This is a genomic window from Psychrobacillus sp. NPDC058041, from assembly GCF_042885655.1.
GTDB lineage: Bacteria > Bacillota > Bacilli > Bacillales_A > Planococcaceae > Psychrobacillus.
The window spans coordinates 200866-215716 of the sequence record NZ_JBHVRO010000007.1; the positions used below are offsets into that span (position 1 = coordinate 200866).

Genomic DNA, 14851 nt, shown 5'->3' on the forward strand with positions numbered 1-14851 from the left:
AAGAATTTCGCCAAAACACTTGCGGAATCTTTTTTTATTGTATATAATGTTGAATGTTGGTCTTTGACTGCGATGAAGCGAGAGGTTACCGACACACCCGGCCGCTTTGCCATGGCGAGTGTACGGAAAATTTTCGTGGAGAATGTCTAGAAAATAGGCGAAAAGGAGGGAAAATAATGGCAAAACAAAAAATTCGTATTCGTTTGAAAGCGTATGATCATAGAATCCTTGATCAATCTGCTGAGAAAATTGTGGAAACTGCTAAACGTTCAGGTGCAAGTGTATCGGGTCCGATTCCACTTCCGACTGAAAGATCTGTTTATACGATTCTTCGTGCTGTTCATAAGTATAAAGATTCTCGTGAACAATTCGAAATGCGTACGCATAAACGTCTTATCGATATCGTTAACCCAACACCACAAACTGTTGATGCGTTAATGAAGCTTGACTTACCATCTGGCGTTGATATTGAAATCAAACTTTAATGGTAAAAATAAAAAATAACAAATTATTATAGGAGGTGTGACGGATGACCAAAGGAATCTTAGGTAGAAAAATCGGTATGACGCAAGTATTTGCTGAGAACGGTGACTTAATCCCTGTAACTGTAGTTGAAGCTTCTCCAAACGTAGTGCTTCAAAAGAAAACAGTTGAAACAGACGGTTACGAAGCAATTCAGTTAGGTTTCGAAGATAAGCGTGAAAAGCTTTCTAACAAACCAGCAAAAGGGCACGTAGCTAAAGCAAGCACTGCTCCTAAGCGCTTCATCCGCGAATTCCGCGGCTTGGATACAGCTAATTACGAGGTTGGTCAAGAAGTCAACGTTGAAAGTTTCGCAGAAGGCGATGTAATTGATGTAACAGGTGTTACTAAAGGTAAAGGTTTCCAAGGTGTTATTAAACGCCACGGACAATCTCGTGGACCAATGGCCCATGGATCTCGTTATCACCGTCGTCCAGGTTCAATGGGGCCAGTTGCTCCGAACCGCGTATTTAAACAAAAGAAATTACCTGGTCAAATGGGTGGACATGTGGTTACAATCCAAAACTTACAAATCGTAAGAGTGGATGCTGAACGTAACTTACTACTTATTAAAGGTAATGTTCCTGGTTCTCGTAAATCATTAGTAGTTGTAAAAACTGCTATTAAATCGAAATAATCTCTGAAGAAAGGAGGAAACAGGAATGGCAAAAGTATCTTTATTCAATCAAACAGGAGCTTCTGTTGGCGAAATCGAGTTAAACGACAAAGTTTTCGGAATTGAGCCAAACGAATCTGTTTTATTTGAAGCTATCATTGCTCAACGCGCATCACTTCGTCAAGGTAATCACAAAGTGAAAAACCGTTCTGAAGTAGCTGGTGGTGGCCGTAAACCTTGGAAACAAAAAGGAACTGGTCGTGCTCGTCAAGGTTCAATTCGCTCTCCACAATGGCGTGGTGGTGGTATTGTATTTGGTCCGACTCCACGTAGCTACAGCTATAAGTTACCAAAGAAAGTACGTCGTTTAGCGCTTCTTTCAGCTCTTTCATCTAAAGTTCATGAAGAAAGCATCGTAGTACTTGAAGGGTTAGCTTTTGATGCACCAAAAACAAAAGATTTCGTGAAAGTGCTAACTGGACTTTCAATCAATAAAAAAGCATTATTCGTAACTGCTGATTTAGATGAGAACGTTGCACTAGCTGCTCGTAACATCCCTGGAATCACAGTTGTGTCTGCAACAGGCATTAACGTTTTAGATTTAGTTGGTCACGATAAATTAGTGATGACTAAAGCTGCAGTAGAAAAAGTAGAGGAGGTGCTTGGATAATGGAAGCACGTGATATTATTAAACGTCCGGTCATTACCGAGCGTTCTTCTGAAGTAATGGCAGATAAGAAGTACACTTTTGAAGTGGACACTCGCGCTAATAAAACACAAGTTAAATATGCAGTTGAAGAAATCTTTGGAGTAGATGTTGAAAAAGTAAACATCATGAACTACAAAGGTAAATTCAAACGTGTAGGTAAATTCGGTGGATATACAAACAAACGTCGTAAAGCGATTGTTACATTAACTACTGACAGTAAAGAAATCGAGCTATTCGAAATCTAATCCTTACAATAAGGAATTAATACTCAAGAAGGAGGGAATAAAATGGCGATTAGAAAGTATAAACCAACGACAAACGGACGTCGTAATATGACTTCATTAGATTACGCTGAAATCACAACTGACAAGCCTGAGAAATCATTACTTGCTCCTGTGAAACGTAAAGGCGGCCGTAACAATCAAGGTAAAATTACTGTTCGTCATCATGGTGGTGGACACAAACGTCAATACCGTATCATTGATTTCAAACGAAACAAAGATGGTATACCAGGACGTGTTGCTACTATTGAATATGATCCAAACCGCTCTGCGAATATCGCATTGATTAATTATGTGGATGGGGAAAAACGTTATATCCTAGCTCCTAAAGGCTTAGAAGTTGGAATGACAATCGTGTCAGGTCCAGAAGCTGATATTAAAGTAGGGAACGCACTTCCATTACAAAACATCCCAATGGGTACTACTATCCATAACATCGAAATGAAACCTGGTAAAGGTGGTCAGTTAGTACGTTCTGCTGGTACATCTGCTCAATTACTTGGTAAAGAAGGTAAATACGTAATCGTACGTTTACAATCTGGTGAAGTTCGTTTAATCCTAGGTGTTTGCCGCGCAACTGTTGGCGAAGTAGGAAATGAACAACATGAACTTGTAAACATTGGTAAAGCTGGTCGTAATCGTTGGTTAGGTAAACGCCCAACTGTACGTGGATCTGTAATGAACCCTAACGATCACCCACACGGTGGTGGTGAAGGACGTACACCAATCGGTCGTAAGTCACCTATGTCTCCATGGGGTAAACCAACTCTTGGATACAAAACTCGTAGCAAGAAAAACAAATCCGACAAACTTATCATTCGTCGTCGTAAAAAATAAAGTGGTTTTACTACGGTTCAAAGAACGAACCGTGGTGCAATCACGGAGGGAGGTTCCAGCATGGGTCGTAGCTTGAAAAAAGGACCTTTTGCAGATGATCATTTATTAAAAAAGGTCGATGCTCAAAAGGACTCTGAGAAAAAACAAGTGATTAAGACTTGGTCTCGCCGTTCTACTATTTTCCCTACTTTTATCGGATTAACTATCGCGGTATATGACGGACGCAAACATGTTCCAGTATACGTGACTGAAGATATGGTAGGTCATAAACTAGGCGAGTTTGCACCAACACGCGCTTATAAAAGTCATGGTGCAGATGATAAGAAAACAAGACGCTAATTTGAGAGGAGGTCATTCAAATGTCACAAGCAAAAGCTATTGCTAAAACAGTGCGCATTGCTCCTCGTAAAGTAAGATTAGTCGTAGATTTAATCAGAGGTAAGCAAGTCGGTGAAGCAGTTGCAATTTTACAACTAACTCCTAAAGCAGCATCACCTGTTGTTGAGAAAGTATTAAAATCTGCTATTGCAAACGCTGAGCACAATTATGATTTAGATATTAACAATCTTGTTGTTTCCGAAGTCTTTGTTGATGAAGGTCCAACATTAAAACGATTCCGTCCACGTGCAATGGGGCGTGCAAGTGCTATAAACAAACGTACTAGCCACATTACAGTAGTGGTATCTGAGAAGAAGGAGGGATAATCCGTGGGTCAAAAAGTACATCCAATAGGATTACGAGTAGGTATTATTCGTGACTGGGAGTCAAAATGGTACGCTGGTAAAGACTATGCAACTCTACTTCACGAAGACTTAAAAATTCGTAAGCACATTGAAACTCGTTTAAAAGACGCTTCAGTTTCTACAGTAGAAATTGAACGTGCAGCGAAACGTGTAAACATTACAATTCACACTGCGAAACCAGGTATGGTAATTGGTAAAGGTGGTACAGAAGTTGAAGCACTTCGTAAACACTTGAACGATACTACTGGCAAGCGTGTACACATCAATATCGTAGAAATAAAAAGAGCAGACTTAGATGCTAAATTAGTAGCAGAAAGTATCGCACGCCAATTAGAAGGCCGCGTATCTTTCCGTCGTGCTCAAAAGCAAGCAATTCAACGCACAATGCGTGCAGGCGCTAAAGGTATTAAAACTCAAGTATCTGGACGTCTTGGCGGCGCTGACATCGCGCGTGCTGAACACTATAGTGAAGGTACTGTACCACTTCATACATTACGTGCTGACATTGATTATGCACATGCTGAAGCTGACACAACTTATGGTAAGCTAGGCGTTAAAGTATGGATCTATCGTGGTGAAGTCCTTCCAGTGAAGAAGAACTCTGAGGAAGGAGGCAAATAATATGTTAATGCCTAAACGCGTTAAATACCGTCGTGAACACCGTGGAAAGATGCGTGGTGAAGCAAAAGGCGGGAAAGAAATAGCATTTGGTGAATTTGGTCTACAAGCTACAGAAGCTAGCTGGATCACAAGCCGTCAAATCGAATCAGCTCGTATTGCAATGACACGTTACATGAAACGTGGCGGTAAAGTATGGATTAAAATATTCCCACATAAACCTTACACGAAAAAGCCTCTTGAGGTTCGTATGGGTTCCGGTAAAGGTGCTCCTGAAGGTTGGGTAGCTGTTGTTAAACCAGGAAAAATTATGTTTGAAATTGCTGGTGTATCTGAAGAGATCGCTCGTGAAGCGTTACGCTTAGCATCACATAAGCTTCCTATTAAATGTAAAATAGTTAAACGTCAAGAAATTGGTGGTGAATCTAATGAAAGCTAATGACATCCGTGAACTTACTACTGCAGAAATAGAACAAAAGGTAAAATCACTGAAAGAAGAGCTTTTCAACCTTCGCTTCCAATTGGCGACTGGTCAATTAGAAAACACAGCTCGCATTCGTGAAGTACGTAAAGCGATTGCACGTATGAAAACTGTGGTACGCGAAAGAGAAATCAGTGCAAACAACTGATAAAGGAGGTTTTCAGGCATGACTGAGCGTAATCAACGCAAAGTATACACTGGCCGTGTAGTTTCTGACAAAATGGATAAAACAATCACTGTTTTAGTTGAAACACATAAAAAACATAAATTATACGGTAAACGTGTTAAATATTCTAAGAAATTCAAAGCACATGATGAGCAAAACGTAGCGCAAATCGGCGATATCGTTCGCATCATGGAAACTCGTCCGCTCTCAGCTACAAAACGTTTCCGTCTAGTAGAAGTTGTAGAAAAAGCGGTTATTATCTAATAATAAAATTCGGAACTCAATAATTCCGAAGGGAGGTTACCTAAGTGATCCAACAAGAAACTCGTATGAAAGTTGCTGACAACTCAGGTGCACGTGAAGTTTTAACAATTAAAGTACTTGGTGGTACTGGTCGTAAAACTGCTAATATCGGCGATATCGTCGTATGTACAGTTAAGAAAGCAACACCAGGTGGCGTTGTCAAGAAAGGTGACGTCGTTAAAGCTGTAATCGTTCGCACTAAAAGCGGCGTGCGCCGTAAAGACGGAACTTATATCAAATTTGATGAGAACGCATGCGTTATTATCAAAGACGATAAAGGACCGCGTGGAACTCGTATTTTCGGACCAGTTGCTCGTGAATTACGCGATAGCAACTTTATGAAAATCGTATCTTTAGCTCCAGAAGTTCTTTAATTTACATGAAAGTGCCAATCAAGGAGGTGCGACAGAATGCATGTTAAAAAAGGCGACAAAGTTAAGGTAATCTCAGGTAAAGACAAAGGTAAAACAGGTGTTATCCTTTCTGCTTTTCCTAAGAAAGACCGCGTGTTAGTTGAAGGTGTAAACATCGTCAAAAAACATATGAAGCCAAACCAAGCTAATCAGCAAGGCGGAATTGTGAGCCAAGAGGCTGCAATTCACGTTTCGAACGTTATGTTAATCGACCCAAAAACTGGCGAGCCGACTCGCGTAGGTTCTAAAGTAGAAGATGGCAAAAAAGTTCGTGTTGCTAAAAAATCTGGTGAAATTATTAAATAAGTAAAAAGAAGGGAGGTACACACATGAACCGCCTAAAAGAAAAATTTCTTAAGGAAGTTTCTCCTGCTCTAATGAGCAAGTTTGAATATAAATCAGTAATGCAAGTACCTAAAGTTGATAAAATTGTTATCAACATGGGTGTGGGTGAAGCTGTATCAAATACAAAAGCGCTTGACGCTGCTGTTGAAGAGTTACAAATCATCGCTGGTCAAAAGCCTGTAGTTACTAAAGCTAAAAAATCGATCGCTGGTTTCCGTCTTCGTGAAGGAATGCCAATCGGTGCAAAAGTTACACTACGTGGAGAACGTATGTATGACTTCTTGGATAAATTAATCGCTATCTCACTTCCACGTGTACGCGACTTCCGCGGTGTTTCTAAAAAAGCATTTGACGGACGTGGTAACTACACTCTTGGAGTAAAAGAGCAATTAATCTTCCCTGAAATCGATTATGATAAAGTTTCTAAAGTACGCGGTATGGACATCGTAATTGTAACAACTGCGAACTCTGACGAAGAAGCTCGTGAGTTATTAACACAATTCGGTATGCCGTTCCAAAAGTAAAATAAGGGAGGCGAAAACGTGGCTAAAAAATCAATGATCGTTAAACAACAACGTACGCCAAAGTTCCAAGTGCAAGAATACACACGCTGTGAGCGCTGTGGACGTCCGCACTCTGTATATCGTAAATTTAAGCTTTGCCGTATTTGTTTCCGTGAACTTGCATACAAGGGACAAATTCCTGGCGTTAAAAAAGCAAGCTGGTAATCCCCTAAACTGGGAAGGAGGTAAATGTAATGACAATGTCAGATCCAATTGCAGATATGCTTACACGCATTCGTAATGCTAACATGGTTCGTCACGAGAAATTAGAAGTTCCTGCTTCAAACATGAAAAAGGAAATCGCTGAAATTTTAAAACGCGAAGGTTTCGTACGTGACGTTGAATATGTAGAAGATAGCAAACAAGGAATTATCCGTATCTTCTTGAAATATGGTCAAAACGACGAACGCGTTATTACTGGTTTGAAACGTATTTCAAAACCTGGTCTACGCGTTTACGCTAAAACAAACGAAGTGCCTAAAGTATTAAATGGTTTAGGAATTGCTTTAGTTTCTACTTCAAATGGTTTATTAACAGATAAAGAAGCTCGCGCTAAACAAGTTGGCGGAGAAATCGTAGCTTACGTTTGGTAATAATCAACAAACGAATGGAGGTGCAACAAAATGTCTCGAGTAGGTAAAAAACCAATTGAGGTTCCTGCAAACGTTACTGTGACTGTTAACGAAGACAATACAGTAGTAGTTAAAGGGCCAAAAGGTGAATTAACAAGATCTTTTAACCAAGATATTAAAATTGAGCAAGAAGGTACTGTAATTACTTTAGTACGTCCTTCAGAGTCGAAAGACCACCGCACAATTCATGGAACTACACGTGCTCTATTAGCTAATATGATCACTGGTGTTTCTCAAGGATTTGAACGTGGACTTGAATTAGTTGGGGTAGGTTACCGTGCACAACTACAAGGTACTAAACTTGTACTTAATGTAGGGTACTCACATCCAGTTGAGTTCACTCCTGAAGCTGGAATTGAAGTTGAAGTTCCTTCGAATACAAAAATTATCGTTCGCGGTATTAGCAAAGAACGCGTTGGTGCATTAGCATCTAACATTCGTCAAGTTCGTCCACCAGAGCCTTACAAAGGTAAAGGTATTCGTTATGAAGGCGAAGTTGTACGCCGCAAAGAAGGTAAAACAGGTAAATAATGCATTTCGCATTAGAAAGGAGTGACCACTGTGATTACGAAACAAGACAAAAATCAAGTTCGTAAAAAACGTCATGCACGTGTTCGTACAAAAATCACGGGTACTACTGAACGTCCTCGTTTAAATGTATTCCGTTCTAATAAACATATTTACGCACAACTTATCGATGACTCAAAAGGTCTAACAATCGTTAGTGCGTCTACTATGGATAAAGACTTTGATGGAACAGCTGGAAATGTTGAAGCTGCAAAATCAATTGGTGAAACAATCGCAAAACGCGCTGTTGAAAAAAACATCAAATCTGTTGTATTCGACCGTGGCGGTTACTTATATCATGGACGTGTTAAAGCATTAGCTGAAGCCGCACGTGAAAACGGCTTAGAATTTTAAGAAGAAGGAGGGACATATTTCATGCGTGGTATTGACCCAAACAAACTTGAACTTGAAGAACGCGTAGTTACGATTAACCGTGTTGCTAAAGTTGTAAAAGGTGGACGTCGTTTCCGTTTTACTGCATTAGTAGTTGTCGGTGACAAAAACGGACATGTAGGATTTGGTACTGGTAAAGCTCAAGAGGTTCCAGATGCAATCCGTAAAGCTGTTGAAGATGCGAAGAAAAACTTGATCGAAGTACCAAGAGTTGGCGGAACTACTCCTCACCAAATCATTGGACGCTTCGGAGCTGGTTCTATTCTAGTTAAACCTGCAGCACCTGGTACAGGAGTTATCGCTGGTGGACCGGTTCGTGCGGTACTAGAATTAGCTGGTATCACTGATATTTTATCTAAATCACTTGGATCTAACACACCTATCAACATGGTTCGTGCTACAGTACAAGGACTAACTCAACTAAAACGTGCTGAGGACGTTGCTAAATTACGTGGTAAATCAGTAGAAGAACTGTTAGGATAAGGGGGGAAATTACAATGGCAACTAAATTAGAAATTACCCTTACTAAAAGCTTGATTGGTACTAAACCAAATCAACGCAAAACTGCAGAAGCTCTTGGACTACGTAAATTACACCAATCAGTTGAGCATCAAGACAATGCAGCTATCCGCGGGATGGTTGGCAAAGTAGCTCACTTAGTAACTATAAAAGAAATTTAAGGTTTAATTTAAGAATAAGGAGGTGCCACCATATGAAACTTCATGAGTTAAAACCATCAGAAGGATCACGTTCTTCACGTAAACGTATAGGACGTGGTATTGGTTCTGGTACTGGTAAAACTTCAGGTAAAGGTCATAAAGGTCAAAACGCTCGTTCAGGCGGAGGGGTTCGTCCAGGATTTGAAGGCGGTCAAAACCCATTATTCCGTCGTTTACCAAAACGTGGATTTACGAACATTAACCGTAAAGAGTTTGCAATTGTGAACCTTGACACATTAAATCGTTTCGAAGAAGGCACAGAAATAACACCTGCTCTATTAATCGAAACAGGTGTTGTGAGTAGTGAAAAATCTGGTATTAAGATTCTAGGTAATGGAACTCTTGACAAGAAGTTAACTGTAAAAGCTCACAAATTCTCTGCGTCAGCTAAAGAAGCTATTGAGAACGCTGGCGGACAAACTGAGGTGGTTTAATGTTTCAGACAATCTCTAACTTTATGCGTGTGCGAGATATTCGAAATAAAATCATTTTTACTTTACTGATGTTAATTGTCTTTCGTATAGGTACATATATACCTGTACCGAACGTCGATGCATCTGTATTAAAACAAGCAGATCACTTAGGTGTGATTGGATTTTTAAATACATTTGGTGGTGGGGCTTTAAAAAAATTCTCCATTCTAGCAATGGGAATTATGCCATACATCACAGCATCAATCATTGTTCAGTTATTACAAATGGATGTTGTTCCGAAGTTTACAGAGTGGTCGAAACAAGGGGAAGTCGGTAGACGTAAACTTGCGCAATTCACTCGTTACTTCACGATCATCTTAGCTTTTATTCAAGCAATTGCAATGTCATATGGGTTTAACCGTATGTTTAGCGGTTCTTTAATAAAAAACGAAGGCGTCATGACTTATTTTGTAATTGCAATTGTGTTAACTGCTGGTACCGCATTTCTAATGTGGTTAGGTGAGCAGATTACGGCAAAAGGTGTTGGTAATGGTATTTCTATTATTATCTTCGCCGGTATTGCCGCTGCTATTCCAAATGCAGTAAACCAAATGTATGCATCACAAATTCAAGATGCTGGAGATGCACTGTTTATCAATATAATTGTGTTAGTGTTACTTTTAGCGGCAATTATCGCTGTAACAGTTGGTGTAATTTATGTTCAACAAGCGTTGCGTAAAATACCGATTCAATACGCGAAACGTGTTGCTGGTACTGCTCAAACAGGTGCTCAACAAACACACTTACCTTTAAAAGTAAATGCTGCGGGAGTTATCCCAGTAATTTTTGCATCTGCGTTCCTTATGGCACCACAATCTATCGTTTTATTTTTTGGTCAAAATAAGGTAACTGATTTTATAACGCACGCACTAAATTACACACAACCTATTGGTATGACTTTATATATTGCTCTAATCATTGCGTTTACTTACTTCTATGCATTCATTCAAGTGAATCCAGAGAATGTGGCAGACAATTTGAAAAAGCAAGGTGCATATATTCCAGGGATTCGTCCAGGAATTAACACACAAAATTATTTGACTAGCGTATTATATCGATTAACATTTGTTGGTTCAATTTTCCTAGCGCTTATAGCGATTATGCCTTTATTGTTTGTTAAGTTTGCGGGACTTCCACAAACGGCACAAATTGGCGGAACAAGCTTACTTATCGTAGTGGGTGTTGCACTCGAAACGATGAAACAGCTAGAATCACAATTAGTTAAACGTCACTATAAAGGCTTTATGAAATAATGTTGGTTTTTAGGAACAGAATAGTTCCTAAAAATCTACAAAATAGTCCTGGGGGGGCATTTCCGTATGAATATCGTTTTAATGGGTCTGCCAGGTGCCGGAAAAGGTACTCAAGCTGACAAAATTGTTGAGAAGTACGCAATCCCTCATATTTCTACAGGCGATATGTTTCGTGCAGCTATCAAAGATGGCACGGAACTTGGTTTAAAAGCAAAGTCGTTTATGGATCAAGGTGCATTAGTACCTGATGAAGTAACGATTGGTATTGTCCGTGAAAGATTAAGTAAACCAGATTGTGAAAAAGGATTCTTACTTGATGGTTTTCCACGAACAGTTCCTCAAGCAGAAGCATTAGATGCTCTACTTGCGGATCTAGGAAAATCGATTGAGCATGTGCTGAACATTCAAGTTGAACAAGAAGAATTGATTAAACGTCTAACAGGTCGTCGTATTTGTAAAGAATGTGGCACTGCTTATCATTTAGTCTTTAACCCACCTGCTAAAGATGGGGTATGTGATAAAGATGGTGGAGAACTTTATCAAAGAGCGGATGATAATCCCGAAACGGTGACTAACCGTCTGGAAGTAAATATGAAGCAAACTCAACCTTTGCTTGATTTTTATGAGAACAAAGGTGTTTTATCGAATATAGATGGACAGCAAGAAATTACAAAAGTTTTTGCTGATCTTGATGCTCTGTTACAGGGCAACCGCATCTAGCCCGGTGCCTGTCGCAGACGACTAATTGCCGGGCAATATGCAAAGAACGAAAATGTTTTTTTCGAGAGCTGCAAAAGCATATTGCGCCCGGTATACAACGGAAGAAAAGAAATGTATCAAAGCGAGGACCCCCTAGTCCACGTGCATTTCAGATTCTGAAGGAGTATAATGGGTTTCGTGGAAGCATCTATGTAACGAACGGGTACTATGGAACTCATCCAACACTTTCGTACGATTATGTTGACATGAGGGAGACAGGTTTCTACCAGTCAGTCTACTCCGTGGATTGCTAAAAGCGAAACCTTACGAGTGTCTTTCGAACATCTCTCATGATTTCCAAACATATGCTTGAAACGAATAGTTTCGTTCTATTAGAGGCTATACTAACAGCAAATTACGTTTGAATTTTGATGAGAACCTGATTTGTATATAGAAGGGAGACAGGGTTGATGGCGAAAGATGATGTAATTGAAGTCGAAGGAACAGTTGTTGAGACTTTGCCAAACGCGATGTTTAAGGTAGAATTAGAAAACGGTCATACAATACTTGCGCATGTATCGGGTAAAATTCGCATGCACTTTATACGCATTTTACCTGGAGATAAAGTCACAATTGAACTATCTCCTTACGATTTAACACGCGGTCGTATCACGTACCGTTTTAAATAATCTTTTGCACTCCGGACTACTAAGGAGGTTAGGTTAGATGAAAGTGAGACCATCTGTGAAACCGATCTGCGAAAAATGTAAGGTTATTCGCCGACGCGGTAAAGTTATGGTAATCTGTGAAAATCCTAAACACAAACAAAGACAAGGCTAATTAGAAGGAGGTGCACGACACATATGGCACGTATTGCTGGTGTTGACATTCCACGCGATAAACGCGTTGTTATTTCATTAACATACATTTTCGGAATTGGTAAAACTACTGCACAAAAAGTGTTAGCAGAAGCTGGTATTTCTGAAGAAACTCGCGTACGCGATCTTACAGAAGACGAGTTAAACAAAATCCGTGAACAAATCGGTGTATACAAAGTAGAGGGTGACCTTCGTCGTGAAGTATCACTTAACATCAAACGTTTGATGGAAATCGGTTCATTCCGAGGTATCCGTCATCGTCGCGGCTTACCTGTACGTGGACAAAATACGAAGAACAATGCTCGTACTCGTAAAGGTCCTCGTAAAACAGTTGCGAACAAGAAAAAATAATCGGTAAAGGAGGTTTCTTCTTAACATGGCACGTAAACAACAAACACGTAAGCGTCGTGTGAAAAAGAATATCGAATCCGGTATTGCTCACATCCGCTCAACATTTAATAATACAATTGTGACTATCACGGACATGCAAGGTAATGCACTTTCTTGGTCATCTGCTGGAGCTCTTGGATTCAGAGGTTCTCGTAAATCTACTCCATTCGCTGCACAAATGGCTGCTGAAACAGCTGCAAAAACTTCCATGGAACATGGCATAAAAACATTAGAAGTAACAGTTAAAGGTCCTGGTGCAGGTCGTGAAGCGGCTATCCGCGCACTTCAAGCTGCAGGTCTAGAAGTTACAGCTATTAAAGATGTAACACCAGTACCACATAATGGTTGCCGTCCACCAAAACGTCGTCGCGTGTAATAGGTGAAACTCAAATAATTGTTTGAGAACATCATTTATTGTACAGACTGAGGTTGTGCAAACAGCAATCAGTTAAACGATCGAATTCATGATGGAAAGAACCTATACATTCGATGTTTTGAGGGAGGGTAAATTGGAATGATCGAAATTGAAAAACCAAAGATTGAAAGTGTAGAAATCAGCGAAAATACCAAGTTTGGTAAGTTTGTTGTAGAACCGCTAGAACGTGGCTATGGAAATACTTTGGGTAATTCTTTACGTCGTATCCTTCTGTCTTCTTTACCAGGAGCTGCAGTTACTTCTATTCAAATTGATGGCGTTTTACATGAGTTTTCAACTATTGAAGGCGTAGTGGAAGATGTTGCATCTATAATTATGAACGTGAAGAAACTAGCTTTAAAAATCTACTCTGATGAAGAAAAAGTCATTGAGATTGATGTAAAAGGAGAGGGAACGGTTACAGCTGCTGACATTACACATGACAGTGATGTTGAGGTTTTGAACCCAGAACTCTATATTGCAACAATCGGCAAAAATGGTCATTTCCGTATGCGTATGTACGCAGGTCGAGGCCGTGGCTACACTCCTGCTGATCAAAACAAACGTGAGGATCTTCCTATCGGCGTAATCCCGATCGACTCTATTTATACTCCAGTTTCACGCGTTAATTTTCAAGTGGAAAATACTCGAGTTGGCCAATCGGCAAACTATGATAAATTAACTCTTGATGTGTGGACAGATGGCAGCACCGGTCCGAAAGAGGCGATTTCGCTTGGAGCAAAAATACTAACAGAGCACTTAAATATTTTTGTAGGGATGACGGATGAGGCAAAAACTGCTGAAATCATGGTCGAAAAAGAAGAAGATCAAAAAGAAAAAGTACTAGAGATGACTATCGAAGAACTTGATCTTTCTGTTCGTTCTTATAATTGCTTAAAACGCGCGGGTATTAATACAGTACTTGAGCTTGCTAGCAAATCAGAAGACGATATGATGAAGGTAAGAAACCTTGGACGTAAATCTTTAGAAGAAGTAAGAGCAAAGTTAGATGAGCTTGGCTTAGGATTACGTAAAGAAGACTAAGCGAATTTTGATATAGCTAGATTTGAACTATTCACCGAAGGAGGGAAACATCCATGGGTTACAGAAAACTTGGACGTACAAGTTCTCAACGTAAAGCGATGTTACGTGACTTAACAACTGACTTAATCATTCATGAGCGTCTTCAAACAACTGAAGCACGTGCAAAAGAATTACGTTCTGTTGTTGAAAAAATGATCACTTTAGGTAAACGCGGAGATTTACACGCACGTCGTCAAGCAGCTGCTTACATTCGTCGTGAAGTAGCGACTTCTACTGATGAAGAAGGTAATGAATCAACAGTTTTTGCTTTACAAAAATTGTTTGATGATGTAGCACCACGCTATGCAGAACGTCAAGGCGGTTATACTCGTATTATGAAAGTTGGACCTCGTCGTGGAGACGGAGCACCAGTAGTAGTAATTGAGTTAGTATAATTAAATTTAGCTGGCGTATGTACAAAATACGTTAAAGCCAATTTGATTTATATTTAAAGTTGAAGAGAGGGATTGGTGTTTCTACCACCCTCTTCTTTTTTCAAACATATTTATTAGATTTATACGACAATATAAAAGCTGAGTGTTATGATGAGCGGACTTTTTCCTGATTGAATTGTGCCCGCACAATTCAAAATCTGGATACTTAATTACGCCGAGGCGCAATTAAAAAGTAGCGTCTCGTCTAGCTCTACGCACCTCATTTTTCTGATTGGTCTTGAGCAGCCAATCTTGAAAACGTTATAGAAGAGCGCATTTCTCAAAATGAGGTGCGCGCTTTTTTATTTTATCGTAAAA

At 39.8% G+C, this 14851-nt stretch carries 29 protein-coding genes; all 29 read left to right on the top strand.

Translation table 11 applies throughout. The annotated features are described in order from the left end of the window. Positions 1–176 precede the first annotated feature (176 nt). The 29 genes from rpsJ to rplQ all read left to right on the top strand — a co-directional run bounded on the left by rpsJ (position 177) and on the right by rplQ (position 14494). A complete protein-coding gene (rpsJ, locus tag ACFVR1_RS13085) occupies positions 177–485 on the top strand; it encodes a 30S ribosomal protein S10 (protein ID WP_042478628.1) in 309 nt (102 codons plus the stop codon). Positions 486–529: 44 nt separating this feature from the next. Further along, positions 530–1159, top strand: coding sequence for a 50S ribosomal protein L3 (gene rplC / locus ACFVR1_RS13090; protein WP_387584595.1), 630 nt, complete (start codon positions 530–532; stop codon positions 1157–1159). Positions 1160–1184: 25 nt separating this feature from the next. Then, complete coding sequence (gene rplD / locus ACFVR1_RS13095; protein ID WP_387584596.1) at positions 1185–1808, top strand: 50S ribosomal protein L4; 624 nt, start codon at positions 1185–1187, stop codon at positions 1806–1808. Next, positions 1808–2092, top strand: coding sequence for a 50S ribosomal protein L23 (rplW, locus tag ACFVR1_RS13100; protein ID WP_144540980.1), 285 nt, complete (start codon positions 1808–1810; stop codon positions 2090–2092). The genes rplD and rplW overlap by 1 nt, the downstream gene beginning before the upstream one ends. Positions 2093–2134: 42 nt before the next feature. After that, complete coding sequence (rplB, locus tag ACFVR1_RS13105; protein ID WP_387584598.1) at positions 2135–2965, top strand: 50S ribosomal protein L2; 831 nt, start codon at positions 2135–2137, stop codon at positions 2963–2965. A gap of 60 nt (positions 2966–3025) precedes the next feature. Then, the gene (gene rpsS, locus ACFVR1_RS13110) at positions 3026–3304 is read left to right on the top strand and encodes a 30S ribosomal protein S19 (protein WP_090567829.1); all 279 of its coding nucleotides are present in this window, start codon (positions 3026–3028) and stop codon (positions 3302–3304) included. 20 nt (positions 3305–3324) lie between these two features. After that, positions 3325–3669 (top strand): 50S ribosomal protein L22, encoded by a 345-nt coding sequence (gene rplV, locus ACFVR1_RS13115; protein ID WP_144540983.1) that lies wholly within the window; start codon positions 3325–3327, stop codon positions 3667–3669. Between the two features lie 3 nt (positions 3670–3672). Next, positions 3673–4329 (top strand): 30S ribosomal protein S3, encoded by a 657-nt coding sequence (gene rpsC, locus ACFVR1_RS13120; protein WP_387584600.1) that lies wholly within the window; start codon positions 3673–3675, stop codon positions 4327–4329. 1 nt (position 4330) lies between these two features. Beyond that, positions 4331–4765: a 50S ribosomal protein L16 gene (gene rplP, locus ACFVR1_RS13125; RefSeq protein WP_387584602.1), complete on the top strand. Its 435-nt coding sequence runs from the start codon at positions 4331–4333 to the stop codon at positions 4763–4765. After that, positions 4755–4955, top strand: coding sequence for a 50S ribosomal protein L29 (gene rpmC / locus ACFVR1_RS13130; protein ID WP_090567840.1), 201 nt, complete (start codon positions 4755–4757; stop codon positions 4953–4955). The genes rplP and rpmC overlap by 11 nt, the downstream gene beginning before the upstream one ends. 18 nt (positions 4956–4973) lie before the next feature. Next, the gene (gene rpsQ / locus ACFVR1_RS13135) at positions 4974–5237 is read left to right on the top strand and encodes a 30S ribosomal protein S17 (protein WP_053591326.1); all 264 of its coding nucleotides are present in this window, start codon (positions 4974–4976) and stop codon (positions 5235–5237) included. Positions 5238–5281: 44 nt separating this feature from the next. Then, the gene (gene rplN, locus ACFVR1_RS13140; RefSeq protein WP_053591327.1) at positions 5282–5650 is read left to right on the top strand and encodes a 50S ribosomal protein L14; all 369 of its coding nucleotides are present in this window, start codon (positions 5282–5284) and stop codon (positions 5648–5650) included. A 36-nt stretch (positions 5651–5686) separates the two neighbouring features. Beyond that, on the top strand, positions 5687–5995 hold the full coding sequence (gene rplX, locus ACFVR1_RS13145) for a 50S ribosomal protein L24 (protein WP_387584605.1): 309 nt from the start codon (positions 5687–5689) through the stop codon (positions 5993–5995). Between the two features lie 23 nt (positions 5996–6018). Beyond that, positions 6019–6558 (top strand): 50S ribosomal protein L5, encoded by a 540-nt coding sequence (gene rplE, locus ACFVR1_RS13150; protein WP_387584607.1) that lies wholly within the window; start codon positions 6019–6021, stop codon positions 6556–6558. Between the two features lie 18 nt (positions 6559–6576). After that, complete coding sequence (gene rpsN, locus ACFVR1_RS13155) at positions 6577–6762, top strand: 30S ribosomal protein S14 (RefSeq protein ID WP_387584608.1); 186 nt, start codon at positions 6577–6579, stop codon at positions 6760–6762. A gap of 29 nt (positions 6763–6791) precedes the next feature. After that, a complete protein-coding gene (rpsH, locus tag ACFVR1_RS13160) occupies positions 6792–7190 on the top strand; it encodes a 30S ribosomal protein S8 (protein WP_053591331.1) in 399 nt (132 codons plus the stop codon). A gap of 30 nt (positions 7191–7220) precedes the next feature. Beyond that, on the top strand, positions 7221–7760 hold the full coding sequence (gene rplF / locus ACFVR1_RS13165; protein WP_387584609.1) for a 50S ribosomal protein L6: 540 nt from the start codon (positions 7221–7223) through the stop codon (positions 7758–7760). A gap of 30 nt (positions 7761–7790) precedes the next feature. Next, positions 7791–8150 (top strand): 50S ribosomal protein L18, encoded by a 360-nt coding sequence (rplR, locus tag ACFVR1_RS13170; RefSeq protein ID WP_387584610.1) that lies wholly within the window; start codon positions 7791–7793, stop codon positions 8148–8150. A 21-nt stretch (positions 8151–8171) separates the two neighbouring features. After that, positions 8172–8672: a 30S ribosomal protein S5 gene (gene rpsE / locus ACFVR1_RS13175; protein ID WP_387584611.1), complete on the top strand. Its 501-nt coding sequence runs from the start codon at positions 8172–8174 to the stop codon at positions 8670–8672. A 14-nt stretch (positions 8673–8686) separates the two neighbouring features. Then, positions 8687–8869: a 50S ribosomal protein L30 gene (rpmD, locus tag ACFVR1_RS13180; RefSeq protein WP_387584612.1), complete on the top strand. Its 183-nt coding sequence runs from the start codon at positions 8687–8689 to the stop codon at positions 8867–8869. 32 nt (positions 8870–8901) lie between these two features. Then, entirely contained in the window at positions 8902–9342 is a 441-nt protein-coding gene (rplO, locus tag ACFVR1_RS13185) for a 50S ribosomal protein L15 (RefSeq protein WP_387584614.1), read from the top strand. After that, positions 9342–10634 (top strand): preprotein translocase subunit SecY, encoded by a 1293-nt coding sequence (secY, locus tag ACFVR1_RS13190; protein ID WP_387584616.1) that lies wholly within the window; start codon positions 9342–9344, stop codon positions 10632–10634. Before rplO ends, secY begins: the two co-directional genes overlap by 1 nt. A gap of 66 nt (positions 10635–10700) precedes the next feature. Continuing rightward, complete coding sequence (locus ACFVR1_RS13195; RefSeq protein WP_387584617.1) at positions 10701–11354, top strand: adenylate kinase; 654 nt, start codon at positions 10701–10703, stop codon at positions 11352–11354. Between the two features lie 449 nt (positions 11355–11803). Continuing rightward, positions 11804–12022, top strand: coding sequence for a translation initiation factor IF-1 (gene infA / locus ACFVR1_RS13200; RefSeq protein WP_016429904.1), 219 nt, complete (start codon positions 11804–11806; stop codon positions 12020–12022). Positions 12023–12059: 37 nt separating this feature from the next. Beyond that, positions 12060–12173 (top strand): 50S ribosomal protein L36, encoded by a 114-nt coding sequence (rpmJ, locus tag ACFVR1_RS13205; protein WP_003247619.1) that lies wholly within the window; start codon positions 12060–12062, stop codon positions 12171–12173. Between the two features lie 23 nt (positions 12174–12196). Further along, positions 12197–12562 (top strand): 30S ribosomal protein S13, encoded by a 366-nt coding sequence (gene rpsM / locus ACFVR1_RS13210; RefSeq protein ID WP_151701716.1) that lies wholly within the window; start codon positions 12197–12199, stop codon positions 12560–12562. A gap of 25 nt (positions 12563–12587) precedes the next feature. Continuing rightward, positions 12588–12977, top strand: a complete 390-nt coding sequence (rpsK, locus tag ACFVR1_RS13215) for a 30S ribosomal protein S11 (protein WP_090567882.1) — start codon at positions 12588–12590, stop codon at positions 12975–12977. A 138-nt stretch (positions 12978–13115) separates the two neighbouring features. Further along, on the top strand, positions 13116–14060 hold the full coding sequence (locus ACFVR1_RS13220; RefSeq protein WP_387584621.1) for a DNA-directed RNA polymerase subunit alpha: 945 nt from the start codon (positions 13116–13118) through the stop codon (positions 14058–14060). Between the two features lie 53 nt (positions 14061–14113). Beyond that, positions 14114–14494: a 50S ribosomal protein L17 gene (rplQ, locus tag ACFVR1_RS13225; RefSeq protein WP_387584623.1), complete on the top strand. Its 381-nt coding sequence runs from the start codon at positions 14114–14116 to the stop codon at positions 14492–14494. The last annotated feature ends 357 nt before the right edge of the window (positions 14495–14851 follow it).